Below are 26,027 nucleotides of genomic sequence, written 5' to 3' on the forward strand. Positions count from 1 at the left end.
GGTCGCAGCGGCCGAAGCTTCAACAGTTCCTCCAACGATACGGTCGAACCCCATGAGTCAGGACATCGGGGACTTCGTGACCGCGTCGTGCGAGCTGCTGGGATTCGGCGAGCCGACGCACCGGGAACCGGCCTTCGCCCGCACCCGCAACGAACTGCTCGCCCGCCTGGTCGACCGGGGCTTCCGGTCGATCGCCCTGGAGACCGACCGCGTGGCCGCGCTCGCCGTGGACGACTTCGTCCGCGAGGGGGTGGGCGCCCTCGACGCGGTGATGGCCGAGGGGTTCTCCCACCGCTTCGGGGAGCACGCCGCCAACCGGGAACTGGTCGCCTGGCTGCGCGACCACAACGAGAACCGCCCCGCGCGGGAACGGGTGGCCTTCCACGGCTTCGACACCCCGGTGGAGATGACCAGCGCGCCCAGCCCGCGCCGCTACCTCCAGCACGCCCGCGACTACCTGGGCCCGGACCCCGGCGTCCCCGACGTCGCCGACCTGGCCGGCGCGGACGAGCGGTGGAGCCGCGCGGAGGCGGTCATGGACCCGGCCGCCTCGATCGGCGGCACCCCCGGGGCCCACGCGCTGCGGGTGGTCGCCGACGACATGCTGGTCGCGCTCCACTCGCGGGCGCCGCGACTGATCGCGGCGACGTCCCGCGCCGAGTGGTCCAGGGCGCGGACGCACCTCACCGCCGGCCTCGGCCTGCTGCGCTACCACGGGCAGTCGGCGCGGCGCGTCGACGAGGCCGACCGGCTGTCGCGGATGCTCGCCACCCGGGACGCCCTCATGGCGGGCAACCTCCTGGACATCCGGGAGGTCGAGGCCCGCCGGGGCGCGACCCTGGTCTTCGCCCACAACCGGCACCTCCAGCGCAGCCCGAGCCGGTGGCTGTGGGAGGAGCTGGACCTGCGCTGGTCCGGCGCCGGGGCGGTCGTCGGGTCCCTGCTGGGCGAGCGGTACGCCTTCGTCGCGGGCAGCCTGGGTCGCAGCGCGGCGCTGGGACTGGCCGAGCCGGCGGCGGACACCTACGAGGGCGCGCTCCAGCGCCGCGGCCCCGCCCGGGCCCTGACCCGGGCCACCGCGATCGCCCCCGCCCGCACCCGCGCCGACACCACCCCGGAGCAGGGCTACTTCCCCCTCGACCGGGAGACCCTCGACGGCGCCGACGCGGTCCTGCACATCGGCGACGGCGCGCCGGGCGCGGCCTGACCGCCACCGCGGCTCAAGCCCGGTGGAGGTCCCGCAGCGCGTGGTAGAGGCGTTCCACGGCGGGCCGCCGCTCGGCGTAGAGGCGGCGGGCCGCCTCGTCCGGGCGGATGGTCCTCGTGGGCTTGATCAGGGACGCGGCGGCGGCCAGGTCCGGCAGCTCGCCCAGCGCGCGCCAGCCGAGCAGGCCCGCGCCCACGCCCGAGCCCTCGCTGTCCTCCGCCAGCTCCAGCTCCAGGCCCAGCGCCGACGCCAGCACCGTCGCCCACAGGTCGCTGCGGAACGCGCCGCCGGTCACCCGCACCGCGTGCACGTCGGCCACGGAGCGCACCGCGTCCAGGACCAGGGCCACCTGCTGGGCCACGCCCTCCACCAGCGCCCTGGTGATCTCGGCCCGGCCGTGCTCGCGGCGCAGCCCCACCAGCGCGGAGCGCGCGTCCGGGTCCCACCACGGCGCGCGCTCGCCGAGCAGGTAGGGCAGCGCGGTGATCCCGGACGCGCCCGGCGGGACCGCGGCGGCCTCGTCGAGCAGGGTCACGACGTCGGCGCCGAACGCCTCGGCCGCCCACTGCGCGACCACGCCGCCGTTGCTGACGGCGCCGCCGAGCACCCACAGGCCGTCGGCGACGGCGTAGCAGAACACGCGGCCCGCCTCGTCGACGGCGGGGCTGTCGCGGACGACGCGCAGCGCGCCGCTGGTGCCCAGCGACACCGCCGCCACGCCGGGCGCGACCGCGCCCACCCCGAGGTTGGCCATGGGCCCGTCACCGCCGCCGAGCACCACCGGGGTGCCCGGCGCGATGCCGGGGATGGCCCGGGTGAGGGGGAACGAGTCGGTCGGCGCGTGCAGCGGCGGCAGCTGCTCGGCGGTGACGCCGGCGAACCCCAGCGCGGTCGGGTGCCAGTCCAGCGAGCGCAGGTCCATCAGGCCCGTCGCCGAGCCCGAGGAGTGCTCGGTGACCAGGTGGCCGGTCAGGCGCTGGGCGACGTAGTCCTTGAGGCCGCACCAGACGTGCGCGGTGCGGCCCCGGGAGGTGAACCAGGCCAGCTTCGCCAGCGGCGCGAACGGGTGGACCGGCGTGCCCGTCGCGCGGTGCAGGAAGATCCCCAGCGGGGTGCGGCGCAGCTCGCCGGCCACGTCGGCGGCGCGGTTGTCCGCCCAGCTCACCGACGGCGTCACCGGGTTCGCCGCGGCGTCGAGCCCCAGCAGCGTGTGCATCGCGCCGGTCAGCGACAGCGCGCGCACCCGGTGGCCCAGGGCCGCGACCTCGCGCAGCGCGTCCAGCGCCGCGGCCCACACCTGCGCCGGGTCGTGGGTCGCCTCGCCGGAGGGCGTGGTGCGCATCGGGTAGCCGTGCTCCGCCGATGCCACCACGCCCGCGTCCCGGTCGACCGCGATCACCTTGGTCGCCGTCGTGCCGAGGTCGACCGCGAGCACCACCTCCGCCATGCCGGCGAACCTACCCGCGCTCGGCCAGCTCCTCGGCGATCTCGTAGGTGTTCAGCGCCGCACCCTTGCGGAGGTTGTCCCCGCAGACGAAGAAGTCCAGGGTGTTCGGGAAGTCCAGCGCCTGGCGCACCCGGCCCACGTAGGTCGGGTCCAGCCCGACCACGTCCGCCGGCGTCGGGAACCGCTTCTCCGCCGGGTCGTCCACCAGCACGATCGTCGGCTGCTCCCCGAGGATCCCGTGCGCCTGCTCGACGGTCACCTCGCGGGCGAAGGTCGCGTGCACGGCCAGCGAGTGCGTCGTGACCACGGGCACGCGCACGCAGGTCGCCGACACCTTGAGGTCGGGGATGCCCAGGATCTTGCGGGACTCGTTGCGGACCTTCAGCTCCTCGCTGGTCCAGCCCTCGTCCTTGAGCGAACCCGCCCACGGCAGCACGTTGAGCGCCAGGGGCGCCGGGAACGGCGAGTCGGCCAGCGGCAGGCCGGCGGCCTCCAGGGTCTCCCGCACGTCGCCGGCGCGGACGCCGACCTCCTTGCCCGCCAACGCCTCCAGCTCGCCGTAGAGCCGGTCGATCGCCGCCTGGCCGCCGCCGGAGGCCGCCTGGTAGGAGGCCACCACCAGCTCGCGCAGCCCGAACTCCCGGTGCAGCGCGCCGAGCGCGGCCATCATCGACAGCGTCGTGCAGTTCGGGTTCGCGATGATCCCCTTGGGGCGCTCGGAGATCCGGTCCGCGTTCACCTCCGGCACCACCAGCGGCACGTCCGGGTCCATCCGGAACGCGCCGGAGTTGTCCACCGCCACCGCGCCGCGCTCGACGGCGACCGGCGCCCACTGCGCGGAGACCTCGTCGGGCACGTCGAACATCGCGACGTCCACGCCGTCGAAGGCTTCCGGCGACAGGGCGACCACGGTGAGTTCGGAACCCCGAACCACGATCTTCTTCCCCGCCGAGCGCGGCGAGGCGATCAGCCGGATCTCGCCCCACGGCACGGAGGGGCGGTCGTTGATGATGCCGATCATGACGGTGCCGACGGCGCCGGTCGCCCCGACCAGGGCCAGGCAGGGCTTGCGCTCGTTCCCGCTCATCGCCCGCTCCCCGCGTACACCACGGCCTCCTCGTCGCCACCCAGCTCGAAGGCGTCGTGCAGGGCGCGCACGGCGTCGTCGAGCTGCGTGTCGCGGCAGATGACCGAGATCCGGATCTCCGACGTCGAGATGATCTCGATGTTGACGCCCGCCGTCGCGAGCGCCTCGCAGAACATCGCCGTCACGCCGGGGTGCGAGCGCATCCCCGCGCCGATCAGCGACACCTTGCCCACGTGGTCGTCGTAGAGGACCTTCTCGAAGCCGATCTCCCCGCGCGCCTTCTCCAGCGCGGCCACCGCGCGCGGTCCGTCGTCCTTGGACAGCGTGAACGTCACGTCCGTCCGGCCGGACACGGCCTGCGACACGTTCTGCACCACCATGTCGATGTCGAGCTCCGCCTCGGCCACCACACGGAAGATCCGGGCCGCCACGCCGGGGTGGTCGGGCACGGCGGTCACGGTGACCTTGGCCTCCGACCGGTCGTGCGCGACGCCGGTGATCATCGCCTGTTCCACGGGAAGGTCCTCCACTGACCCGGACACGACGGTCCCGGGCTTGTTGCTGAACGAAGATCGGACGTGCACCGGGACGCCGTAGCGGCGGGCGTACTCGACGCAGCGGAGCATGAGCACCTTGGCCCCGCACGCCGCCATCTCGAGCATCTCCTCGTAGGTGATGGTCTCCAGCCGCCGGGCGTTCGGCACGATGCGCGGGTCGGCGGTGAACACGCCGTCCACGTCGGTGTAGATCTCGCAGACGTCGGCCTTGAGGGCTGCCGCCAGCGCCACCGCGGTGGTGTCGGTGCCGCCCCGGCCGAGCGTGGTGATCTCCTTGCTGTCCTGGCTGACGCCCTGGAAGCCCGCGACGATCGCGATGGCCCCGTCGGACAGCGCGTCCTGGATGCGGCTGGGCGTCACGTCGATGATGCGCGCCCGGCCGTGCACGGACGTGGTGAGCACCCCGGCCTGCGAGCCGGTGTAGGAGCGCGCCTGGGCGCCCAGCGAGTGGATCGCCATCGCCAGCAGCGACATCGAGATGCGCTCGCCGGCGGTGAGCAGCATGTCCATCTCGCGGGCGGGCGGCACCGGGGACACCTGGCGGGCGAGGTCGAGCAGCTCGTCGGTCGTGTCGCCCATCGCCGAGACGGCCACCACGACGTCGTTGCCCGCTTTGCGGGTCGCGACGATGCGCTCGGCCACCCGTTTGATCCGCTCGGCGCTCTCGACCGAGGAACCGCCGTACTTCTGGACGACGAGCGCCACAGATCCTCTCCCTCCGAGCCGATGCCTGCCAGCGGGAAACCCCAGCTTGCGGGCAGACTACCCGGCCCGGGGAGCGGAGGACGGCCACCGTGACGGGCACTACCCTCGTGTCCGTGTCAACCGCGGAGGCCGTTCACGTGGAGCCGGAGGACGCGCCGGGGTCGGTGCGGGGGCGGCCGGCGCACGCGGCCGGGCGCCGGGTGGCGCTCGCCCTGGCGCCCGGCGTGCTCTACCTGGCGGTGCGCGAGGTGGGGCTGCTGGTGCTGGCGCTGATGGCCGCGCGCTGGGACAAGGACGTCACGCGCGCGTTGACCTCGTGGGACGGGCAGTGGTTCCTGGGCATCGCCGAGGGCGGCTACGCGAACGTGCCGCCGGGGCTGGTGGACGCGTTCTCCCGGCGGACCGCGGAGACGCCCCTCGCGTTCTTCCCCGGCTACCCGGCCCTGGTGCGGTGGGTGGACGGGCTGCCGTGGGTCGACGCGGTGGACGCGGCGTTCGCGGTCAGCGCGGTCAGCGGGGTGTTCTGCGCCTACGGCCTGCACCGGCTCGGCAGCCGGGTGGCCGGCGGCTCGCGGCGGGCGGGCCTGGTCCTGGTCGTGCTGTTCGCGGCCTCGCCGATGGCCGTGGTGCTGTCGATGACCTACTCGGAGGCGACGTTCTGCGCGCTGGCCGCGTGGTCGCTGGTGGGCGTGGTGGAGCGGCGCTGGGTCCTGGCCGGGGTGTGCTGCGCGGCGGCGGGCCTGGTGCGGCCGACGGCGGCGGCGCTGGTCCTCGCGGTGTGCGCGGCGGCGCTGGTGGCGATCCTCGCCCGCCGGGACGGGGCGCGGCCGTGGGTCGGCGCGGCGATCGCCCCGCTGGGCCTGCTCGGCTACCTCGGGTACGTGGCGCTGCGCACCGGCCAGTGGGACGGGTGGTTCGCCGTGCAGCAGCGCGGCTGGGACTCCCGGTTCGACGGCGGCGCGGCGACCTGGCGGTTCGCGCTGCTGGTGCTGGGCGACCCGCGCTCGGTGCTGGAGCTGGCGACGGTGTGGTTCCTGGTGGCGGCCATCGCGCTGGTGGCGCTGAGCGTCCGGCGGCGGCTGGAGCTGCCGCTGGTCGTGTACGGCCTGGGCGTGCTGGTGATGGACCTGGGGTCCAACGGGCTGATGAACTCCAAGGCCCGGCTGCTGCTGCCCGCGTTCACCCTGCTGATTCCCGCGGCGCTGGCGCTGGCCCGGCGGCGGACCGGCACCGCGGTCGGCGTGCTGCTGGGAGTCGTAGTGTTCAGCGCGTGGTTCGGGGCGTACGCCGTCACGGCTTGGCAGTATGCGATCTGATGGAAACTCACCCGATCATCGCCCGGCGCTGGAGCCCCCGCGCCTTCGACCCCGACGCCGTGCTCGACCCCCCGGTCGCCCGGCAGCTGCTGGAGGCCGCCCGGTGGGCGCCCTCGCACGGCAACACCCAACCCGCGCGGTTCGTCCTCGGCTACCGCGGCGACGAGACCTTCCGCCGGATCTTCGACACTCTCAAACCGGGCAACCAGCTGTGGGCCGGGCGCGCGTCCGCGCTGCTGCTGGGCGTCCGGGTCACCGCCGACGAGCGCGGACCGGTGCCCAACACCGAGTACGGCCTCGGGCTGGCGGTGGCGAACCTGACCCTCCAGGCAGTGGACCTGGGCCTGGTCACGCACCAGATGGGCGGGTTCGACCACGCCGCGGCGGCGGAGGTCTTCGGGCTGCCCGAGGACGCGGTGCCCGTGGTCGTGGTGGCGGTGGGCTCGCTCGGCGACCCCTCGCTGCTGCCCGACGACCTGCGGGAGCGCGAGCAGCAGGAGCGCAAGCGCAAACCGCTGGGCGAAACGGTGTTCACCGGGAGTTGGGGGCGCAGCGCCTTCGACGAGCGGAACTGATCCGGAAATGCCCGTGACCACGACCGGCCGGCGCACCCGTGCGGGTGGCGCCGGCCGGTCGTGACCCATTTCCCTCGGTGGAGACCTTCGACTGCGGAAATCCCGGCGCGGTCCGCCGATGCGCGGGCGCGCTCGTCCCGCCGGCCGCGCCGCGGCGGCCGGGCGGTGCTGTCACCTGGCCACCGCGCGGGCCAGCACACCGGTCACGACCAGCCAGAACACCGCGGCCAGGCCGTAGTTGACGATCACGCCGAGATTCGCGTCGTCCAGCTGGAACAGGCCCGGGAAGAACAGCGCCAGGGGCTCGGCCAGTTGTTGGACGAAGCGGAAGAACGCGTTGGCCTGGTTCGCCCCGAAGAGGATCATCAGGATGTAGAGGACCTCGATGAGCGCGAACACGACGCCGACGCCGCTGATCACCCGCGCGGCCGTGAAGCCGCCGCTGCGCGTTGAGGTTCGCCATCTGGACATGGCTATTACGTGCCCTAGCCACGGACGAGTGAAACTCGACCGGGTGAAGTTCCACCATCTGGGCGCTCAGTTCCACCCCGGACCGGTCTCCGGTTAGGCTGTCGACGTGGCACGCGCCCTCCTGCTTCGCCGCCGTGACGGGGTCTGATCAGACCGGCCCCCCGTCGCGGGTCCGAGCGCTGCCGCCGGTCGTCACCCCCCCGGCCAGCAGGAGCCCCCCAGCCATGACGACCTCACCCGACGCGTACACCTCGGGCGCCAGCCGCATCCGCCCCCCGGCCCGCCCCGCGCCGCAGGACCAGCCCGGCTGGAACCCCCAGCTCGGCACCTCGATGCCCGTCCACCGCTACCGGCCGTTCCACGAGCTGGTGGAGACCGTGGACCTGCCCGACCGCACGTGGCCCGCCAAGCGGATCACCCGGGCCCCGCTGTGGTGCGCGGTGGACCTGCGGGACGGCAACCAGGCGCTGATCGACCCGATGTCCCCGGCCCGCAAGCGCAAGATGTTCGACCTGCTGGTGCGCATGGGCTACAAGGAGATCGAGGTGGGCTTCCCGGCCGCCTCGCAGACCGACTTCGACTTCGTCCGCGAGATCGTCGAGGACGGCGCGATCCCGCCGGACGTCACCATCCAGGTGCTGACGCAGTGCCGCCCCGAGCTGATCGCCCGCACCTTCGAGGCGCTGCGCGGCGCGGGCCGGGCGATCGTGCACTTCTACAACTCGACGTCGATCCTCCAGCGCCGCGTGGTGTTCAGGTCCGACCGCGAGGGCATCAAGCGGATCGCCACGGAGGCCGCCGCGTTCGCCCTGGAGGAGGCGAAGAAGTACCCGGAGACGGACTTCCGCTACGAGTACTCCCCCGAGTCCTACACCGGCACCGAGCTGGCCTACGCGCTGGAGGTGTGCGACGCGGTCTCCGCGGTCATCGCGCCGACGCCGGACAAGCCGCTGATCATCAACCTGCCGGCGACCGTCGAGATGGCCACCCCGAACGTGTACGCCGACTCGATCGAGTGGATGTCGCGCAACCTGGCCCGCCGCGACTCGATCATCCTGTCGCTGCACCCGCACAACGACCGGGGCACCGGCGTGGCCGCCGCCGAGCTGGGCTACCTGGCGGGCGCGGACCGCATCGAGGGCTGCCTGTTCGGCAACGGCGAGCGCACCGGCAACGTCTGCCTGGTGACGCTGGGCCTGAACATGCTCGGCCAGGGCGTCGACCCGCAGATCGACTTCTCCGACATCGACGAGATCCGCCGCACGGTCGAGTACTGCAACCAGCTGCCGGTCGCCGAGCGCCACCCGTACGGCGGCGACCTGGTGTTCACCGCCTTCTCCGGCTCCCACCAGGACGCGATCAAGAAGGGCTTCGAGGCCCTGGAGGACGCCGCCAAGGACGCGGGCAGGCACGTGGACGAGTTCCCGTGGGAAGTCCCGTACCTGCCGATCGACCCCAAGGACGTGGGCCGCAACTACGAGGCCGTGATCCGGGTCAACTCGCAGTCCGGCAAGGGCGGCGTGGCGTACCTGATGAAGACCGAGCACCACCTGGACCTGCCGCGCCGGCTCCAGGTCGAGTTCTCGCGGGTCGTCCAGGAGGTCACCGACACCCACGGCGGCGAGATCTCGCCGAAGGACATGTGGGACTCGTTCGCGACGGAGTACCTGGACGGCGCCGCGCCGCTGAAGCTGGTGCGCCAGAAGGTCTCCGGCGACGGCAGCGGCCACGAGACGATCAAGGCCGTGCTGGTGGTCGACGGCGAGACGACGGAGGTCACCGGCGGCGGCAACGGCCCGATCGCGGCGTTCGTGGACGCCCTGGCCACCGTCGGCTACGACGTGCGGGTGCTGGACTACTCCGAGCACGCGATGTCGTCGGGCGACGACGCCCGCGCGGCGGCGTACCTGGAGTGCGCGGTGGGCGACCGGGTGCTGTGGGGCGTGGGGATCGACTCCTCCACGGTGTCGGCGTCGTTGCGCGCCGTGGTCTCCGCCCTGAACCGGGCCCACCGCTAGGCGTCCGCGCTGCGGCCACCCGCAGGCGCGGGTGGCCGCAGCGGCGTTCAGCAGCGGCGTCTTCCAGCGGCGGTGTTCAGCGGCGGTGTTCAGCGCGCCGGCCGGGTGGCGCGGTCCAGGGCGGCGCGGACCGCCGTGCGCGCGCGGGCGTAGGCGTCGGGGTCGTCGTGCAGGACGGACCGCGCGTTGGCCAGGTCCAGGTAGGAGATCAGCTCGAACGCCAGCTGGCCGGGGTCGACCGCGAGGTCCGGGACGTCGCGGACGGTCGCGGTGACCAGGTCGTCCCAGCCCCGCGCGCACTCGGCGACGGTGTCGCGCACGCGGCCGGGCCGGGCGCCGAACTCGGCCTGCACGGCGTAGAAGAAGCACCCGCCGGGGAACGTGCGGCGCTGGGAGTAGTCCAGCCAGCCGGTGAGCAGGCGTTCCAGGCGCGCCAGGCCGGGCGGCTCGGCCGACGCCGGCTCCACCACCTCGGTGAGGAAGATCTTCGCCGCGGCCCGGACGGTGGCCAGCTGCAGCTCCTCCTTGGACCCGAAGTGCGCGAACACGCCGCTCTTGCTGATCTCCAGCTCGGCCGCCAGCCGACCGATGGACAGCCCCTCCAGCCCCTCCACCGACGCGATGCCGGCCGCGCGCAGCAGGATCTGCCGCCGCGTCTGCTCGCCCCGCTCCACCCGACCGTCGACCTTCACGGCGCCCACGCTAACCCCTTGACCCCACCCCAACTAACTGTACGATCGTTCGTACAACTTCTTGAGGGGGCCTCGTGGACCTGCTGGACCTGCACCGCGCCGCGATCGACGACCACCGGGCGCTGCTCGCCCGGCTGCGGCCGGCCGACTTCGACCTCGCCACGCCCTGCGCGGGCTGGACCGTCCGGGACCTGCTGCGCCACCAGGTGGAGGTGGCGCTCGACTACGACGCGCGCGCCCGGGACGGGCAGCGCCGCCCGTGGCCCGACGACGACCCGGTGGTGGCCTACTCGATGGCGAACGACCTGGTCGTGGCGGCGTTCCGGGCCGACGGGTTCCTCGACCGCGGCGCCGAGTTCCTGAACTTCGGCACGCAGCCGGGGCGCGTCCTGGTCGGCGCGCACTTCATCGACAACCTGGTGCACTCGTGGGACGTGCGGCGGGCGCTGGGCGTCGACAGCGCGCTGGACGACGACCTCGCGCACGCGGCCTACCGGGTGGCCGCCCGGTACCCGACCACGCCGGACGTGCGGGGGCCCGGCGCGCCGTTCGGGCCGCCGGTGGCGGTGGCCGAGGACGCCCCGATCACCGACCGGCTGGTGGCGCTGCTCGGCCGCTCGCCCGACTGGCGGGCGTGACCCGGCGCGGGGGCGCGGCCGGCGGCGGCGCCCCCGCCCGGGTCACGGGTTGAGCGCCTCGGTCACCGAGGCCGGGCCGACGAGGGGGACGTCCGGCGAGATGCCGCCCTCCTCCACCAGCACGGCGTCGACCTCGTGCGGCCGGATCCGGCCCGAGCGGATGTCCTCCGCCCAGTGGCAGGCCACCTTGTGGCCGGGCAGCACCTCGCGCAGCGCCGGCCGCTCGGTGGAGCACCTCGTCCCCTGCTTCCACGGGCAGCGGGTGTGGAAGCGGCAGCCGGTCGGCGGGTTCGCGGGCGAGGGCAGGTCGCCCTTGAGCAGGATGCGCTCCCGCCGGTCCTCCGCCACCGGGTCCGGCACCGGGATCGCCGACAGCAGCGCCCTGGTGTAGGGGTGCAGCGGCTCGGCGTAGAGGTCGTCCGAGGTCGCCTCCTCCACCAGGCCGCCCAGGTACATCACGCCCACCCGGTCGGAGATGTGCCGGACCACGGCCAGGTCGTGCGCGATCACCAGGTAGGTGAGCCCGAAGCCGTCCTGCAGCTCCTCCAGCAGGTTCACCACCTGCGCCTGCACCGACACGTCCAGCGCGGACACCGGCTCGTCGGCGATGATCAGGTCCGGTTCCACCGCCAGCGCGCGGGCGATGCCGATGCGCTGGCGCTGCCCGCCGGAGAACTCGTGCGGGTACTTGCGCAGCGCCGTCGACGGCAGGCCGACCGCCGTCAGCAGCTCGCGCAGCCGCCGGCCGGTCGACTCCTTGCCCCTGTCCAGCCCGTGCGCCCGCAGGCCCTCGACCAGGATCGACTCCACCGACTGCCGCGGGTCCAGCGACGACATGGGGTCCTGGAACACCATCTGCATCCGCCGCCGCATGGTGCGCAGCGACTCGCCCTTGAGCGTGGACAGGTCCGTGCCGTCGAACACGACCCGGCCCGCCGTCGGCTCGGTCAGCCGCAGGACCGCCCGCCCGAGGGTGGACTTGCCGCAGCCGGACTCGCCGACCAGCCCGTAGGTCTCGCCGCGCCGGACGGCCAGGTCCACCCCGTCCACGGCGTAGACGTGCCCGACCGTCCGGTCCAGCAGGACGCCCCGCTTGATCGGGAAGTGCACCTCGATGCCCTCCACCGCCACCAGGTCGTCCACAGTGGACACCGGCGTCGCGGGAGCCGGCCCCGCACCGCTGCGCTCGGTCACGCCGTCACCTCCTCGGTCACCTCGGGGCGCACCGGGTTGTGGCAGCGCAGCAGCCTGCCACCGCCGATGTCCTCCTGCGCGGGCGTCACCCGGACGCACACGTCCAGCGCGTTCGGGCACCGCGGCGCGAAGGCGCACCCGCGGTCCCACGGGATGTTGTCCGCCACCGAGCCCTCGATCGGCGACAGCTTCTCGCCGCGCGGCGCGTCCAGGCGCGGGATGGAGGCCAGCAGCCCGTGCGTGTAGGGGTGGCGCGGCGAGGCGAACAGCGGGTGCCGCTGCGCCTTCTCCACGACCCGGCCGCCGTACAGGACGTTGACCTCGTCGCACAGCCCGGCGACCACGCCGAGGTCGTGCGTGATCATCACCAGCGCGGTGCCCAGGTCCTGCACGAGTTCCTTGAGCAGGGCCAGGATCTGCGCCTGGATCGTCACGTCCAGCGCGGTGGTCGGCTCGTCCGCGATCAGCAGCCGCGGCCGACAGGCCAGCGCCATGGCGATCAGCGCGCGCTGCCGCATCCCGCCGGAGAGCTGGTGCGGGTACTCGGCCAGCCGCCGGCGCGGGTCGGGGATGCCGACCTTGTCCAGCAGGTCGGTCGCCTCCACCATCGCCTTCTTGCGCGCCATGTCCCGGTGGCGCTCCAGCACCTCCGTCACCTGCAGGCCGATCGGGATGACCGGGTTCAGCGAGGACAGCGGGTCCTGGAACACCATGCCGAGGTCCCGGCCGCGGCGGTCGCGCATCTCCTTGTCCGACAGGGACAGCAGGTTGGTGCCCTCGTACCCCACCGACCCGGTCACGCGCGCGCCGCGCCGGGGCAGCAGGCCCATGATCGCCAGCGAGGTCACGGACTTGCCGCACCCCGACTCGCCGACCAGCCCGACGGTCTGGCCGGGCTCGACGTCGAAGCTCACGTGGTCGACGGCGGTGAAGGGCTGCTCCCCCTTGCGCTCGAAAACCACGGTGAGGTCACGCACTTCCAGCAACGCCATGACTCACCGCCTGCTCTTGGGGTCGAGGGCCTCGCGCAGGGTCTCGCCCATGAGCGTGAAGCCCAGCGCCACCACGATGATGCAGCCCGCGGGCCAGAACGCCAGGTGCGGGTGCGTGTCGAACACGTTCTGCACGTCGCCCAGCATCTGGCCCCACTCCGGGACCCGGTCGTCCGGGTTGCCCAGGCCGAGGAACGACAGCGCCGCCGCGTCGATGATCGCCGTGGCCAGCACCAGCGTGGACTGCACGATCACCGGGCCCAGCGAGTTGGGCAGCATGTGCCGGAACACGATCGCGCCCGGCTTGACGCCCAGCGCGGTCGCCGCCAGCACGTGGTCGCTGTGCCGCTGCGCCAGCATCGACCCGCGCAGCAGCCGGGCGAACACCGGTATCTGCACCACCGCCACCGCGATGATCACGGTGTACTGGTTGGGGCGCGCGAACATCGCGCTGATGCTGAACGCCAGCAGCAGGCTCGGCAGCGACAGCATGACGTCGACCAGCCGCATGACGACCGAGTCGACCCAGCCGCCGAACGCGCCGGCCAGCGTGCCCAGCGTCAGCCCGCCGGCCAGCCCGATCAGGGTGGCCAGCACGCCCACGATCAGCGTCTGCTGCGAGCCGACCAGCAGGCGGGAGAAGAAGTCCCGGCCCTGGAGGTCCCCGCCGAGGACGTGCCCCGGCTGCGCGGGCGGGATCTCGTTGCGCGCCTTGACGACCTGGTCGATCAGCATCGGTTCGGACGGGTCGTGCGGCGCCAGCCACGGCGCCAGCAGCGACACCAGCACGAACAGCCCGATGATGACCGCGCCGGTGAGGAACATCGGGCTGCGCCGCAGCCGCCGCCACGCGCTCGCGGCGAGGCTGGTGCCCGCGTCGGAGTCGGCCGTCGCCGCCAGGGCGTCGATGCGGTCCTTCCGGCGCTGCCCGAGCTTCCCGGCCGGACCGCCCCCGGCGGAGGCCCCGCCCGGCTCGGGCGGGTTCTCTTGGGTGGGTGTGACCATCGCGGCTACCTCGTCCTGATCCGCGGGTCGATGAGCGCGTACGAGAGGTCGACCAGGAGGTTGACCACCACGTAGACGATCGTGGCCATGATGATCAGCAGCAGCAGGACCGGGTAGTCCCGCCGCTCGAACCCGATCGCCAGCGCCTGCCCGACGCCCGCGAACGAGAACACCTTCTCGGTGAGCACCGCCCCCGCGAGCAGCGCGCCGGTCTGGAGGCCGATCGTGGTCACCACCGGGAGCATCGCGTTGCGCAGCACGTGCCGCCGCCGGATGACCGGGGTGGTGAGGCCCTTGGACTCGGCCGTGCGCACGAAGTCCTCGTCCAGCACGTCCAGGACGGCCGCGCGGGTGATGCGGAAGACCACCGCGAACGGGATGGTGGACAGCGCGACCGCGGGCAGCACCAGGTGCTCCAGCGCGTTGAGCGCCGCGTCCCACTCCTGCGTGATCACGCCGTCGAGCACGAAGAACCCGGTCACGCGGGTCGCGTTGATCGCGTCCTGCCTGCCCTCCGTCGGCAGGCCCAGCGCGGAGGACAGCACGTCCTTGAGCACGTAGGCCAGGAAGAACACCGGGACGGCGACGCCGATCAGCGAACCGCCGACGCTGAGGTTGTCGAACCAGCCCCCGCGCCGCTTGGCCGCCAGGTACCCCAGCGGGATGCCGAACGCGATCGCGATCACGATCGCCAGGAAGCTGAGCTCGATGGTGGCCGGGAACCGCTGGAGGAAGATCTCCATCGCCGAGTCGCCGGGCTGGACGCCGATGGAGACGCCGAAGTCGCCGGAGAAGGCCCGGCCCAGGAACTTGAAGTACTGCACGAAGATCGGCTGGTCCAGGCCGAGCTGCTTGGTGAGGGCCGCCCGCGACTCGGGCGTGGAGCGCTCCCCCAGGAGGGCCGAGACCGGTCCTCCCGGGAGAGCGCGCAACCACGCGAAGAGCAGCAGGGACAGCACCAGCACCACGCCGACCAGCTGGACGAGCCGTCGGATCGTGTAGCGGAGCATGGGGCTACCCAGTCGTCTCTATCCGCAGGGGGTCAGCCCTTGGTGGCCGAGCCGAACCGCTCGTCGGTCAGCGGGCTGGGCGTGACGCCCTGGACCTCCTTCTTGAAGACCAGCGCCGGCGGGGAGTGCGACAGCGGCACGGCCGGCAGGTACTCCTCCATGATCTTCTTGTTCAGGTCCTCGTACAGCGCGGTGCGCTTGCCCGCGTCCGGCTCGGCGTTGGCCGCGGCCAGCTTGTCGGCCAGTTCCCCGCCCCACGGCGCCTTGCCGGTGTTGAACCGGTTGTCGGTGCGGCCGAAGAACGTGCCGATCCAGTTGTGCGCGGTGCCGTTGTCACCGGTCCAGCCGAGCATGAACAGGTCCGGGGCGCCCTGGTCGACGTCGGTCAGGTAGCCGCCGTTCCACGGCTTGCTCACGGCCTCCAGCGTGAAGCCCGCCTTCTCCAGGTCGCCCGCGATCGCGCCGTAGAGGTCCTTCGGGCTCGGCATGTAGGGCCGGGTGACCTCGGTGGGCCAGTAGAACTTCAGGCTCAGGCCGGTCGCGCCGGCCTCGGCCAGCAGCGCCTTGGCCTTCTCGACGTCGTACGGCGCCGCGGTCAGCGACTTGTTGTACCCGTCGACCAGCGGCGGCATGAACTGGGTGGCGACCGCGGCGCCCTCCGGGAGCTGCGACTTGACCAGCTGGTCGCGGTTGATCGCGTGCATCAGCGCCTGGCGGACCTTGAGGTCCTGGAGCTTGGGGTTGTTGAGCTGGTTGATGCCCAGGTACAGCACGTTGAACGCCGGGCGCACCTTGACGTCGAACCCGTCGGACCGCAGGCCGGCCCAGTCGGCGGCGTTGGGCAGGTCGTAGCCGTCGATGTCGCCGGCCTTGAGCGCCTGCTTGCGGGCGGTCTCGTCCGGGATGATCCGGAAGACGACCTTGTCCAGCTTGGCCTTGGTGCCGTGGTAGTCGTCGTTGCGGACGAGCTCGACGACGTTGTTGGCCTTGTCGTACTTGCCGAACTTGAACGGGCCGGTGCCGGTCGGGTGCTCGTTGGCGTAGGCCGGGTAGGTGATGCTCTCGCCGACCTGCGTGACCTTGTCCGCCTCGTACTTCTTCAGCGCCTCGGGGCTGGAGATCGAGAACGACGTGAAGCCCAGCACGGAGGGGAACTGCGAAGTCGCACTGGTCAGCTCGACCACCGCGGTCTTCGGGTCCTGGACCGCGCACGACTTGAACAGCGACGGCTTGTCCGGGGTGGTGGCGAAGCCGCCGAAGTTGTCCAACCAGTACTGCGAAACCGCTTCGCTCTGGCCGGCGCCGGTCTGGTTGTACCAGCGGTTGAAGTTGAAGCACACCGCTTCAGCGTTGAACGGAGTCCCGTCGTGGAATTTCACATTTTCCTTGAGTGTGAACGTCCACGTCTTCCCGTCGGCCGACGACTCCCACTTGGTGGCGAGCGCGGGCTCGACCTCGGCGCTGCCGGGCTTGAAGCCGACGAGGCCCTCGTACATCTGGCGGGACACGCGGAAGGTCTCGCCGTCGGTGGCGTAGAACGGGTCGAACCCCTTGGGGGCGCCCGCCGCGCCGAAGGTCAGGGTGCCGCCTTCCTTGCCGGACCCGGATTCGCCGTCCCGGTCGGATTGCGCGCAGGCGGACAGTGCGAGCGCGGCGACGCCGGTCAGGCCGATCGCGGCCGTCCAGCGGCGCCGGGCCGTTCGGGAATGAGCCATCAAACACCCCTAGTGGAAATCCGGGATCTCACGGTGTGGTCAGGGACCCTAACCCGTCACCACAACCCTTCAGAGGTAACCCAGGTCACAATACGGCCACGTGAATGGGCATTCTCGTACTTCCGGCGCACGTTCGCTGACCCAACGTGACGACGACTCGACGGGCAAACGCCCTCCTACGCTGTACAACGGACAACAGCAAACCCGCACGCGCGCGAGGGGAGGTCGGGGGTGGGCCACCGGGTCGAGTTCCGCGTCCTCGGGCCGCTGCAGGTGCTCGTCGACGGCGAGCCGGTGGTCGTCCGCGCGGGTCGGCAGCGCGCCCTGCTGGTGTCGCTGCTGATGCGGCCCGGGTCGGGCGTGTCGGTGGACGAGCTGGCCGAGCACGTCTGGGGCGCCGATCCCCCCGCGCGGGCCCGCGGCACGCTCCAGACCTACGTCATGAGGTTGCGGCAGGTCCTCGGGCCCGCGGTGCCCATCCGCACGGCGCCCGACGCCTACCTGATCGACGTGGACGAGCGGACCATCGACGTCGTCCGCTTCGAGCAGCTGGTCGAGGAGGGCGAGCAGGAGCGCGCGGCGGGCCGGCTGGAGCCCGCGTCGGCGCTGTTCACCGCCGCCCTGGCGCTGTGGCGCGGCCCGGCGATGGTGGACGTGCCGTCGGAGGTGCTGCACCGCGACGAGGTCCCGCGGCTGGGCGAGCGCCGGCTGCACGCGGAGGAGCGGCGCGTCGAGGTCGACCTCGAACTGGGGCGCCACGCCGAGCTGATCCCCGAGCTGTACCGGCTGACCAGCGAGCACCCGCTGCGGGAGCGGCTGTGGTCGCAGCTGATGGTGGCGCTGTGCCGGTCCGGGCGGCAGGCCGACGCGCTGGGCGCGTACCGCCGGGTCAGCGGGCTGCTGGCGGACGAGCTGGGCATCGACCCCGGCGACGAGCTGCGGCGCGTGCACCAGCAGGTGCTCAGCGGCGCGCCGGCGCCGGCCGTGGGCTCGCCCGCGCCGGCCCGGCGGGACCGGGTCGTGCCCTCGCAGCTGCCCGCCGACATCGGCGACTTCGTGGGGCGCGAGCAGGCCGTCGAGCTGATCGAGGCGCTGCTGCGGACCGCGCAGGGCGTGCCGGTGGTGACGCTCGCGGGCCCGCCGGGCGTGGGGAAGACGGCGCTGGCCGTGCACGCGGCGCACCGGATGCGGCAGCACTTCCCGGACGGGCAGCTCTACGTGAACCTGCGCGGCTACGCCCAGGGCCCGCCGCTCAAGGCGGTGGACGTGCTGCCGCGGTTCCTGCGGGCGCAGGGCGTGCCGCCGGAGTCGGTGCCGCTGGACCAGGACGAGCAGGAGGCGATGTTCCGGTCCCGGCTGACCGACCAGCAGGTGCTGCTGGTGCTGGACAACGCGGCCAGCGCCGAGCAGATCCGGCCGCTGCTGCCCGGCTCGCCCGGTTGCGCGGTGCTGGTGACCAGCCGGGACACCCTGCGCGGGCTGGCGGTCAGCCACGCGGCGTCCAACGTGCGGCTGGACGTGCTCGACGCCGAGGAGACCAGGGCGCTGCTGGCCGGGATGCTCGGCGCGGACGTGGTGGCCGCGCAGGCGGAGGCGGCCGACGAGCTCGCCGAGCTGTGCGCGCACCTGCCGCTGGCGCTGCGGATCGCGGCGGCGAACCTGCTGTCGCGGCCGGAGACCACCATCGCGTCCTACGTCGAGGAGCTGCGGGCGGGCAACCGGCTGGCGGCGCTGGCCGTGGAGGGCGACGAGCGGGCTGCCGTGCACGCGGCGTTCGACCTGTCCTACACCGCGCTCAAGCCCGAGCTGGCCTCGCTGTTCCGGCTGCTCAGCCTCGCGCCCGGCGACATCACGCCGGACCTGGCGGCGGCGCTGGGCGGGCTGACCACGCAGGACGCGCGGCGGCGGCTGGACCGGCTGGCGACGGCGAACCTGGTCGACAACCACGCGCCCGGCCGCTACCAGTTCCACGACCTGCTGCGCGACTACGCGGCCGAGCGGCTGGCGGTCGAGGACGACCCGGCGGAGTGCGCGCAGGCCCACCGCCGGCTGCTGGACTGGTCGATCCGCTCGGTGGACAACGCGACGGACACGGTCAAGGCGACCCTGATGCGGCTGCCGCGCGACGCGGTGGACTCCGGCGTCGCGCCGCGCCTGTTCGCCACCCCGGCCGAGGCGCTGGCCTGGCTCGACGCCGAGCGCGCGAACCTGGTCGCGCTGGTGCTGCACTCGTCGGACCGCCAGCCCGACAGCGACACCTGGCAGCTGGCCGACGCGCTGCGCCGCTACTTCTACGCCCAGGGCCTGCCGGTCGAGTGGCTGGCCACGGCGAAGGCCGGCCTGTCGGTGGCGCAGCAGATCGGCGACCCGGTCGGCGAGGTGGCGATGCTGTCGTCGCTGGGGGTGCTGTACTGGGCGATCGGCCAGCACCGGGTGGCCGTCGACTACTTCCGCCGCGCCATCCCGATCCAGCGCCGCACCGGCGCCGCGCCCGCCGCCGAGGCCGCGGTGCTGGCGAACCTGGGCGGCGTCTACATCGACCTGGGCGAGCTGGAGCAGGCCGCCGAGTGCCTGGAGCGGGCGCTGGTGATCACGCGCGGCATCGGCGCGCTGCAGCAGGAGGGCATCGCGCTGCTCAACCTCGGCGGCGTCTACCTGCAGCTGGGCCAGCTGGACCGCGCGGTGTCGTCGTTCGAGGGCTCGCTCGACGTGGGCAACCGCCTGGGCGTGTGGATCACCCAGGCCGACAGCTACCGCGCGCTGGCGGAGGTGCACCTGTTCCAGGGCAGGCCCGAGCGCGCGGCGCAGCTCTACGAGCGGGCCGGCGACCTGTACGAGCGGGCGAGCGCGCGGGGCTTCGCCCACATCCCGCACGAGGGCCTGGCGCACACCTACGTGATGCGGGGCCGGTTCGCCGACGCGATCTCCGAGGCGTCGCGGGCGCTGGGCATCGCCGAGGACCTGGGCAACCTCAAGGGCGTGTGCGACGCGAAGAACGCGCTGGGCGAGGCGCTGCACGGCACCGGCCGGCACGGGGAGGCGGTGCAGCGGCACACCGAGGCGCTGCGCATCGCGGAGGAGACGGGGTACCCGTGGGGCATCTGCGCGGCCCGCCGCGGCCTGGCCCTGGCCCACCGCGCGGCGGGCAGGCTGGACGAGGCGCGGTACTCGGCGAGCCAGGCCCTGGACAGCGCCGTGCGCTACCGGCTGCGCCTGGCCGAGGTGGAGGTGCTGGCCCTGCTGGGCCGGGTGCGGCTGGACCAGGGCGACGTGGCCGAGGCCCTGGACCACGCGCGGCGCTCGCTGGAGCTGAGCCGCTCCACCGGTCAGCGCTTCGTGCAGGCGCGCGCCGCCCACGTGGCCGGCGATGCCGCCGCCACCACCGGCGACCACGCCACCGCGCGCGCCTACTGGACGACCGCCCTGGAGTGCTTCACCGCCATCGGCTGCCCCGAGGCGGCCGGGGTCCGGGCCGCCCTGGCCCCCTGAGCGCCGACCTGCCCCGGTCCGCGCGGGTCGGGCGGCACGCGCCGCGCCGGCCGGGCGGCACCGCCGGACCGATCACCGCCCGACCGGTCGACGCCCGGCTGGTCACCGCTCGATCCGTCACCGCTCGATCGGCCACCGCCCGATCGGTCACCACTCGATCGGTCACCACTCGATCGGTCGACGCTCGACCGTCACGGTTCCACCGTCACGATGCGGTCCGCCCGCTCCCGCGTGCCGTCGACCGCGAACCAGCCCCGCTCGAACGCCTGCCAGCGCACCAGGTGCGCGCGGCTCGCCTCGCCGTCGCGCGCGACGGCCCGCTCCAGCCGCGCGCGCTCGTCGGGCAGCTCCACCCAGACCGCCTCGTCCAGCCGGGGCGCGATCGACCGCCGGGCCGCCGACACGCCCTCGATGACGAGCACCTCGGGCACCTCGACGGTCACCAGGTCGCCGGGGCGCGGCCACCCCGCGGACCAGTCCACGCGCCGGTAGGAGCCCGCGCGCCCGGCCCACAGCGGCTCCAGCACGCCGGTGACCAGGCGCGGCCACCACGACACCGGGTCGGTCCACGTCGCGAAGTGGTCGGTCGGCACCACGGTCGCGCCCAGCTCGGCGGCCAGCGCCGCCGCGTGGGTCGACTTGCCCGACCCGGACGGCCCGTCGACCGCGATCAGCCTCACATGCTGCGCCGGCCGGACAGCGCCCGGCCGAGGGTCAGCTCGTCCGCGAACTCCAGGTCGCCGCCCATCGGCAGGCCGGAGGCCAGCCGCGTCACGGTCAGGCCGGGGAAGTCGCGCAGCATCCGCACCAGGTAGGTGGCGGTCGCCTCGCCCTCGGTGTTCGGGTCGGTGGCGATGATGATCTCGTCGACGTCGGTGCCGATGCGCGTGAGCAGCTGCCGGATGCGCAGCTGGTCGGGGCCCACCCCGGACAGCGGGTCCAGCGCTCCGCCCAGCACGTGGTAGCGGCCCCGGAACTCCCGGGTCCGCTCCACCGCCAGCACGTCCTTCGGCTCCTCGACCACGCAGATCAGGCTCGGGTCGCGGCGCGGGTCGCGGCAGATGCGGCAGGTCGTCTCGGCCGAGACGTTGCCGCACACCTCGCAGAACACCACGCCGTCCTTCACCTTCTGCAGCGCGTCCTGCAGCCGGCCGATGTCGGCCGGGTCCGCCGCGAGCAGGTGGAAGGCGATGCGCTGCGCGCTCTTGGGACCGACGCCCGGCAACCGGCCGAGTTCGTCGATCAGGTCCTGGACGGGCCCCTCGTACATCAGCCGAGCAGCCCGCCGAGGCCGCCCAGGTCGTCCATGCCGCCCATGCCGGACGCCAGCGGGCCCATCTTCTGCGCCGCCAGCTCCTGCGCGGCGCGGTTCGCGTCCCGCACGGCGGCGACGACCAGGTCGGACAGCGTCTCGACGTCGTCCGGGTCGACCGCCTTCGGGTCGATGTCCAGGCTCTTGAGCTCACCGCCGCCGGACACCACGGCGGTCACCAGCCCGCCGCCCGCCGTGCCGGTCACCTCGGCTTCGGCCAGCTCCTGCTGGGCAGCGGCCAGTTGCTGCTGCATCTTCTGCGCCTGCTGGAGGATCTGCTGCATGTTCGGCCCACCGGGTTGCACCGCGGGTTCCTCTCGTCGGGGTTTGCCACCAGGGTAGCCGCGCGGATCAGCCCTTCAGCGGCCGAGCACCCAGCTCGTCGGCGAGCAGCTTCAGCACGGCCGTCTCCGGGTCGAGCGCCTCGCCCGCCTCGCCCGGACGGGCGGCCTCGGCGAGCATCTCCTCCTCGTCCACCGGCTCCGGCGGGAGGGGCTCGTCGGGATCCGGCGGCTCGGGCGGCGGCGGGACGTCGTCGACGGGCGCGGGGCGCGCCGGCGGGGCCTGCCGGGTCGGGGCGGCGGCGCGGGCGGCCTGGCTGGGCCGCGTCGGCGCGGACCGCTGCTGCCGGGCGGGCGGCGCGGAGCGGGCGGGCGCCGCGCCCGGCTCGCCGTGCACGCAGCCGACCTGCCACGTGCCGCCGAAGACCCGGGAGAACGCCGCGGCGATCGCGTCGACGTTGCGCTGCTCGGCGAGCCTGCGGGCCAGCGGCGCGGAGATGTGGGACACCGTGACCGACGTGCCGTCGACCGCGGCGACGGTGGCGCTGGTGAGCAGCGCGCCGGCGCTGGGGCCGGCGATGCCGCGCACGATGCCGCACAGCTCGGGCCACCGCTTGCGGATCTCCGCCGCGTCGGCCCCGGACACCAGCCCGGACACCGGTCCGGGCTGCTCGACCGGGCGCTCCGCACCGGACCCGCCGGCCGGGGGCGCCCCGCCGGGCGGGTTCGCCGGCGACCCGCCGCGGTGGTCCACCGAGGACGCCGCACCACCGGCCGCGGGCCCGCCGCGGTCCCCGGCGGGCGCCGCGCCGGGCCGACCGGCCGGCGACCCGTCGCGGTCCACCGGGGGCGGTCCGGGGTCGGCCTGGGCCGGCGGCCCCGGCGGGGACCCGGCCGAACCGGGGGCGCCGGCCGGAGTGGACCGCTCCGGAGTGGACTGACCCGGAGTGGACTGACCCGCAGTGGACGGCGCCGCAGTGGACGGGGCCGGAGCGGGCTGCCCAGAAGCGGGCTGCCCGGAAGCGGACGGGGCCGGAGCGGACGGGGCCGGAGCGTGCTGGACCGGGCCGGCCCCGCGTTCGGGGGCGGCCGGGGGCCGGGGACCGCCCGGCGCGGACGCCGACCGGCCCTCGCCCTCGGCGGCCGGCGCGGCGGCCCGCTGCGACGGCCGCTGGAAGGTCCGGCCGCTCTCGCCGCCCGCGACCGCACCACCCGGGGCCGCACCACCCGGGGCCGCACCACCCGGGGCCGGGCCGCCGACGGGCGCGCCGTACTTCTCCAGGCGCTCGACCCGCTGCAGCACGGCCGATTCCGCGTCGCTCGCCGAGGGCAGCAGCATCCGCGCCGCCACCAGCTCCAGCAGCAGCCGGGGCGCGGTGGAGCCGCGCATGTCGGTCAGCCCCTGGTGCAGGACCTCCGCCCACCGGGTGACCGTCGCGGGCCGGGTCGCCGCCCGCTGCTCCGCCATCCTGGCCACCACGTCGTCCGGCGCGGACACCAGGCCGCGCTCCGCCGCGTCGGGCACGGCGTGCAGCAGCACCAGGTCCCGCAGTCGGTCCAACAGGTCGGACGCGAAGCGGCGCGGGTCGTGCCCCGCGTCGACCAGCCGGTCGATGGTGCCGAACACCGCCGAGCCGTCACCGGCCGCCAGGCCGTCCACCACGTCGTCGATCAGCGCCACGTCGGTCACGCCGAGCAGCGCGATCGCCCGCTCGTAGGTGACGCCCTCGGGACCCGCGCCGGACAGCAGCTGGTCCATCACCGACTGCGTGTCCCGCGCCGAGCCGCCGCCCGCGCGGATCACCAGCGGGAACACCGAGGGCTGGACCGCCACGCCCTCGGCGGCGCAGTTGCGCTCCAGCAGCGCCCGCATCGCCGACGGCGGGATCAGCCGGAACGGGTAGTGGTGCGTCCGCGAGCGGATGGTGGGCAGCACCTTGTCCGGCTCGGTGGTCGCGAAGATGAAGATCAGGTGCTCCGGCGGCTCCTCCACGATCTTGAGCAGGGCGTTGAAGCCCTGCGTCGTGACCATGTGCGCCTCGTCGATGATGAACACCCGGTAGCGCGACTCCGCCGGCGCGAAGAACGCCTTGTCCCGCAGCTCGCGGGCGTCGTCCACGCCGCCGTGCGAGGCGGCGTCGAGCTCCACCACGTCGACGCTGCCCGCGCCGTTCGGCGCGAGCCCCACGCACGAGTTGCACTCGCCGCACGGGTCGGGCGTCGGGCCGGACGCGCAGTTCAGCGAGCGGGCCAGGATGCGCGCCGAGGACGTCTTGCCGCAGCCCCGCGGACCGGAGAACAGGTAGGCGTGGTTGACCCGCCCGGCGCCGAGCGCCGTGCGCAGCGGGTCGGTGACGTGCTCCTGCCCGACCACCTCCGCGAAGGTGGCCGGCCGGTACTTGCGATAGAGGGCGAGCGCCACGGCGGAGACCCTACCGAAGGGGACCGACGGAATGAGGGGACCCCGTGCACCCACCAGAGCCCGCTTATCCTTGCTGCCTTCCGGCCCTGGGGAGGTTCGCGAGATGTGTGCCGCACGAGGTCCGCGACAAGTGTAGCCCCCGCTCCGGGCGACCCCCGCCCCGGGGGGGGGGGGGGTGATCTCCCGCCCCCCGCCCGGCCCCGCGCTACCCCAGCACCCGCACCGCCGCGGCGTGCAGCCCCGGGCCCGCGGCCAGGAAGCTCGGCGCGCCCGCGTGCCACGGCGACCCGTCCGCCGCCGTCACGACCGCGCCCGCCTCCCGCGCCACCAGCGACGCGCCGAGCAGGTTCTCGGCGTCCTGCCCGTACTCCCAGAACAGGTCCAGCCGCCCGGCCGCCACGTCCGCGACCTGCCAGGACGTCGGGCCGAGGTTGCGCACCGCCGCGACCCGGTCGAGCACCCCGGGCAGCTTCCGCCCGGCCAGGGCGTTCGCCGCGGGCTGCGGCGGGAACGCGGGCGGCTGGCTGGTGGCGACCACGGCGGCGGACAGGTCGGTCTTGCGGGACGGCCCGACCGGGGCGCCGTCGCGCCACGCGCCCCCGCCGCGCTCCGCCGAGTACGTCTCGCCCAGCAGCGGCGAGTGCAGCACCGCGAGCACCGGCTCCCCGTCCCGGACCAGGGTCGCGGTGACGCACCACTGCGGCAGGCCCTGCAGGAACTGGACCGCGCCGTCCACCGCGTCCAGCACCCACCGCCCCTCGGGCAGCCGGGCGCGCAGCGCCCCGACCAGCGGTTCGTCGACGGCCCGGAAGACCCGGACCAGCTCGTCGAGCGTCGCCGGCGGCCGGGCCGGCCGGAGCGCCGGGATGCCGGCGGCGACGTCCTGCACGATCTCGATCACGTCGTTGCGCATGGGACGAGGATTAGGGTCGGGGTGGCAGCACGAGCCCTCCCGGGTCGGGGGATGAGCGGAACAGGACAGCGGTGATGCGGGAACTGGCGGTTCCGGACCAGCGGGTGGTCTCCGCCCTCCAGGTGGACGGGCGCGCCGGGCCGGGCCGGATCGCCGAGGTGCTGGACGTGTCGCCGCGCACCGTCGCCCGCAGCCTGGCGCGGCTGGCGCCGCTGGTCCGGGTGGTCCGCGTGCCCGACCCCGCCCACGGCCTGCGCGGCGCGGCGCTGGTGCGCGTGCGGGTCCTGCGCGGCCGGGTCGAGGTGCTGGCCGACGCGCTGGCGCGGCGCCCGGAGGTGCTGTTCGTGGACGTCCTGTCCGGCGGCGAGGAGATCAGCGCCGTGGTGCTGGGCGGCGTGCCGAAGCTGCCCGCGAACGCGATCACGTCGGTCCAGGCGCTGTCGGTGCTGCACGTGTTCTCCGACGCGGCCGACTGGCGGACCGGCCTGCTCACCGCGGCGGAGGCCGCGGCCCTCGCGCCGCGCCCGCCCACCGACGGCGTCACGCCCGACGCGCTGGACCTGGCCCTGCTCGACGTGCTCGCCGCCGACGCCCGGACCGGCCCCGGCGCGCTGGCGGCGGCCACGGGCGCGCCGGAGTCCACCGTGCGCCGCCGCGTGGACCGGCTCGCGGCGGGCGGGCACCTGCGGACCTGCGTCGTCGCCGACCCCCGGCTGTTCGGCCTGGCCGTGGACGCGAACGTCTGGATGACCGTCCCGCCCGGCCGCCTGGACGCCCTGGGCCGCGCCCTCGCCCGGCACCCGCTGGTGCACGGCGCGCTGGCGACCACCGGGCGGACCAACCTCACCGCCGCCGTGTTCTGCCGCGACCTGCCGGCCCTGTACGAGTTCGTGACCGGGCTGCACGACGTCCCGGCCGCCGAGGTCACGGTGGTCGGCTCGGCGGTCAAGCGGGCGGGGTGGCGCTGACGGCCGGGGTGCG

At 74.2% G+C, this 26,027-nt stretch carries 22 protein-coding genes and 1 other RNA gene; 7 read left to right on the plus strand and 16 right to left on the minus strand.

What is annotated here, in order from left to right; genetic code table 11:
- Nucleotides 1-52 precede the first annotated feature (52 nt).
- On the plus strand, nt 53-1,207 hold the full coding sequence (locus tag JOE68_RS13925) for an erythromycin esterase family protein (protein ID WP_204842771.1): 1,155 nt from the start codon (nt 53-55) through the stop codon (nt 1,205-1,207).
- Between the two features lie 13 nt (nt 1,208-1,220).
- On the opposite strand, the gene JOE68_RS13930 is transcribed toward JOE68_RS13925, so the two are convergent.
- Genes JOE68_RS13930 through JOE68_RS13940 form a run of 3 tightly spaced genes read right to left on the minus strand, consistent with a single transcriptional unit; the run spans nt 1,221 to nt 5,003 of the window.
- Complete coding sequence (locus tag JOE68_RS13930; protein ID WP_204842772.1) at nt 1,221-2,654, minus strand: gluconokinase; 1,434 nt, start codon at nt 2,652-2,654, stop codon at nt 1,221-1,223.
- A gap of 10 nt (nt 2,655-2,664) precedes the next feature.
- Entirely contained in the window at nt 2,665-3,741 is a 1,077-nt protein-coding gene (locus tag JOE68_RS13935) for an aspartate-semialdehyde dehydrogenase (RefSeq protein ID WP_204842773.1), read from the minus strand.
- Entirely contained in the window at nt 3,738-5,003 is a 1,266-nt protein-coding gene (locus JOE68_RS13940; RefSeq protein ID WP_204842774.1) for an aspartate kinase, read from the minus strand. The genes JOE68_RS13935 and JOE68_RS13940 overlap by 4 nt, the downstream gene beginning before the upstream one ends.
- Before the next feature lie 113 nt (nt 5,004-5,116).
- On the opposite strand from JOE68_RS13940, the gene JOE68_RS31815 reads away from it, so the two are divergent.
- Nucleotides 5,117-6,319 (plus strand): glycosyltransferase family protein, encoded by a 1,203-nt coding sequence (locus tag JOE68_RS31815; protein ID WP_275584722.1) that lies wholly within the window; start codon nt 5,117-5,119, stop codon nt 6,317-6,319.
- On the plus strand, nt 6,319-6,894 hold the full coding sequence (locus tag JOE68_RS13950; protein ID WP_204842776.1) for a nitroreductase family protein: 576 nt from the start codon (nt 6,319-6,321) through the stop codon (nt 6,892-6,894). Before JOE68_RS31815 ends, JOE68_RS13950 begins: the two co-directional genes overlap by 1 nt.
- Before the next feature lie 171 nt (nt 6,895-7,065).
- Here the strand turns inward: JOE68_RS13950 and JOE68_RS13955 are convergent, their stop codons facing one another.
- Entirely contained in the window at nt 7,066-7,365 is a 300-nt protein-coding gene (locus tag JOE68_RS13955) for a hypothetical protein (protein WP_204842777.1), read from the minus strand.
- Nucleotides 7,366-7,589: 224 nt separating this feature from the next.
- Here JOE68_RS13955 and leuA point away from each other — a divergent pair, with 224 nt between their 5' ends.
- Complete coding sequence (leuA, locus tag JOE68_RS13960) at nt 7,590-9,383, plus strand: 2-isopropylmalate synthase (protein ID WP_204842778.1); 1,794 nt, start codon at nt 7,590-7,592, stop codon at nt 9,381-9,383.
- An 89-nt stretch (nt 9,384-9,472) separates the two neighbouring features.
- Here leuA and JOE68_RS13965 read toward each other — a convergent pair whose 3' ends face one another.
- Nucleotides 9,473-10,075 carry a TetR/AcrR family transcriptional regulator gene (locus JOE68_RS13965; protein WP_204842779.1) on the minus strand — a complete coding sequence of 201 codons (603 nt, stop codon included), beginning with the start codon at nt 10,073-10,075 and terminating at the stop codon, nt 9,473-9,475.
- A gap of 74 nt (nt 10,076-10,149) precedes the next feature.
- Here JOE68_RS13965 and JOE68_RS13970 point away from each other — a divergent pair, with 74 nt between their 5' ends.
- Nucleotides 10,150-10,713, plus strand: a complete 564-nt coding sequence (locus JOE68_RS13970) for a TIGR03086 family metal-binding protein (RefSeq protein ID WP_204842780.1) — start codon at nt 10,150-10,152, stop codon at nt 10,711-10,713.
- 42 nt (nt 10,714-10,755) lie between these two features.
- Here JOE68_RS13970 and JOE68_RS13975 read toward each other — a convergent pair whose 3' ends face one another.
- Genes JOE68_RS13975 through JOE68_RS13995 form a run of 5 tightly spaced genes read right to left on the minus strand, consistent with a single transcriptional unit; the run spans nt 10,756 to nt 16,629 of the window.
- Complete coding sequence (locus JOE68_RS13975) at nt 10,756-11,865, minus strand: ABC transporter ATP-binding protein (RefSeq protein WP_204846092.1); 1,110 nt, start codon at nt 11,863-11,865, stop codon at nt 10,756-10,758.
- 38 nt (nt 11,866-11,903) lie between these two features.
- A complete protein-coding gene (locus JOE68_RS13980) occupies nt 11,904-12,899 on the minus strand; it encodes an ABC transporter ATP-binding protein (protein WP_204842781.1) in 996 nt (331 codons plus the stop codon).
- Nucleotides 12,900-12,902: 3 nt separating this feature from the next.
- Nucleotides 12,903-13,904, minus strand: coding sequence for an ABC transporter permease (locus JOE68_RS13985; RefSeq protein ID WP_239562242.1), 1,002 nt, complete (start codon nt 13,902-13,904; stop codon nt 12,903-12,905).
- Nucleotides 13,905-13,909: 5 nt separating this feature from the next.
- The gene (locus tag JOE68_RS13990) at nt 13,910-14,914 is read right to left on the minus strand and encodes an ABC transporter permease (RefSeq protein WP_204842782.1); all 1,005 of its coding nucleotides are present in this window, start codon (nt 14,912-14,914) and stop codon (nt 13,910-13,912) included.
- A gap of 32 nt (nt 14,915-14,946) precedes the next feature.
- Complete coding sequence (locus tag JOE68_RS13995; RefSeq protein ID WP_204842783.1) at nt 14,947-16,629, minus strand: ABC transporter substrate-binding protein; 1,683 nt, start codon at nt 16,627-16,629, stop codon at nt 14,947-14,949.
- A 231-nt stretch (nt 16,630-16,860) separates the two neighbouring features.
- Here JOE68_RS13995 and JOE68_RS14000 point away from each other — a divergent pair, with 231 nt between their 5' ends.
- A complete protein-coding gene (locus JOE68_RS14000; protein ID WP_204842784.1) occupies nt 16,861-20,118 on the plus strand; it encodes an AfsR/SARP family transcriptional regulator in 3,258 nt (1,085 codons plus the stop codon).
- Nucleotides 20,119-20,309: 191 nt separating this feature from the next.
- Here the strand turns inward: JOE68_RS14000 and JOE68_RS14005 are convergent, their stop codons facing one another.
- The 6 genes from JOE68_RS14005 to JOE68_RS14030 all read right to left on the minus strand — a co-directional run bounded on the left by JOE68_RS14005 (nt 20,310) and on the right by JOE68_RS14030 (nt 25,046).
- Nucleotides 20,310-20,798: a uridine kinase family protein gene (locus JOE68_RS14005; protein ID WP_204842785.1), complete on the minus strand. Its 489-nt coding sequence runs from the start codon at nt 20,796-20,798 to the stop codon at nt 20,310-20,312.
- Nucleotides 20,795-21,388, minus strand: a complete 594-nt coding sequence (recR, locus tag JOE68_RS14010; protein ID WP_204842786.1) for a recombination mediator RecR — start codon at nt 21,386-21,388, stop codon at nt 20,795-20,797. Before recR ends, JOE68_RS14005 begins: the two co-directional genes overlap by 4 nt.
- Nucleotides 21,388-21,714: a YbaB/EbfC family nucleoid-associated protein gene (locus JOE68_RS14015; protein ID WP_239563809.1), complete on the minus strand. Its 327-nt coding sequence runs from the start codon at nt 21,712-21,714 to the stop codon at nt 21,388-21,390. The genes recR and JOE68_RS14015 overlap by 1 nt, the downstream gene beginning before the upstream one ends.
- A 67-nt stretch (nt 21,715-21,781) precedes the next feature.
- Entirely contained in the window at nt 21,782-24,133 is a 2,352-nt protein-coding gene (locus JOE68_RS14020) for a DNA polymerase III subunit gamma and tau (RefSeq protein ID WP_204842788.1), read from the minus strand.
- A 31-nt stretch (nt 24,134-24,164) separates the two neighbouring features.
- Nucleotides 24,165-24,259: signal recognition particle sRNA small type (gene ffs, locus JOE68_RS14025), an RNA gene on the minus strand.
- A 79-nt stretch (nt 24,260-24,338) separates the two neighbouring features.
- A complete protein-coding gene (locus tag JOE68_RS14030; RefSeq protein ID WP_204842789.1) occupies nt 24,339-25,046 on the minus strand; it encodes an inositol monophosphatase family protein in 708 nt (235 codons plus the stop codon).
- A 74-nt stretch (nt 25,047-25,120) separates the two neighbouring features.
- Between JOE68_RS14030 and JOE68_RS14035 the strand changes: the two genes are divergently transcribed.
- The gene (locus tag JOE68_RS14035; RefSeq protein ID WP_204842790.1) at nt 25,121-26,014 is read left to right on the plus strand and encodes an AsnC family transcriptional regulator; all 894 of its coding nucleotides are present in this window, start codon (nt 25,121-25,123) and stop codon (nt 26,012-26,014) included.
- The last annotated feature ends 13 nt before the right edge of the window (nt 26,015-26,027 follow it).

The organism is Saccharothrix algeriensis (genome assembly GCF_016907655.1).
GTDB classification, from domain to species: domain Bacteria; phylum Actinomycetota; class Actinomycetes; order Mycobacteriales; family Pseudonocardiaceae; genus Actinosynnema; species Actinosynnema algeriense.

Coding starts and splice junctions, on each gene's coding strand:
- JOE68_RS13925 (WP_204842771.1), top strand. CDS start 53: ATGAGTCAGGACATCGGGGACTTCGTGACCGCGTCGTGCGAGCTGCTG.
- JOE68_RS13930 (WP_204842772.1), bottom strand. CDS start 2,654: ATGGCGGAGGTGGTGCTCGCGGTCGACCTCGGCACGACGGCGACCAAG.
- JOE68_RS13935 (WP_204842773.1), bottom strand. CDS start 3,741: ATGAGCGGGAACGAGCGCAAGCCCTGCCTGGCCCTGGTCGGGGCGACC.
- JOE68_RS13950 (WP_204842776.1), top strand. CDS start 6,319: ATGGAAACTCACCCGATCATCGCCCGGCGCTGGAGCCCCCGCGCCTTC.
- JOE68_RS13955 (WP_204842777.1), bottom strand. CDS start 7,365: ATGTCCAGATGGCGAACCTCAACGCGCAGCGGCGGCTTCACGGCCGCG.
- leuA (WP_204842778.1), top strand. CDS start 7,590: ATGACGACCTCACCCGACGCGTACACCTCGGGCGCCAGCCGCATCCGC.
- JOE68_RS13980 (WP_204842781.1), bottom strand. CDS start 12,899: ATGGCGTTGCTGGAAGTGCGTGACCTCACCGTGGTTTTCGAGCGCAAG.
- JOE68_RS13985 (WP_239562242.1), bottom strand. CDS start 13,904: ATGGTCACACCCACCCAAGAGAACCCGCCCGAGCCGGGCGGGGCCTCC.
- JOE68_RS13990 (WP_204842782.1), bottom strand. CDS start 14,914: ATGCTCCGCTACACGATCCGACGGCTCGTCCAGCTGGTCGGCGTGGTG.
- JOE68_RS13995 (WP_204842783.1), bottom strand. CDS start 16,629: ATGGCTCATTCCCGAACGGCCCGGCGCCGCTGGACGGCCGCGATCGGC.
- recR (WP_204842786.1), bottom strand. CDS start 21,388: ATGTACGAGGGGCCCGTCCAGGACCTGATCGACGAACTCGGCCGGTTG.
- JOE68_RS14015 (WP_239563809.1), bottom strand. CDS start 21,714: ATGCAGCAGATCCTCCAGCAGGCGCAGAAGATGCAGCAGCAACTGGCC.
- JOE68_RS14030 (WP_204842789.1), bottom strand. CDS start 25,046: ATGCGCAACGACGTGATCGAGATCGTGCAGGACGTCGCCGCCGGCATC.
- JOE68_RS14035 (WP_204842790.1), top strand. CDS start 25,121: ATGCGGGAACTGGCGGTTCCGGACCAGCGGGTGGTCTCCGCCCTCCAG.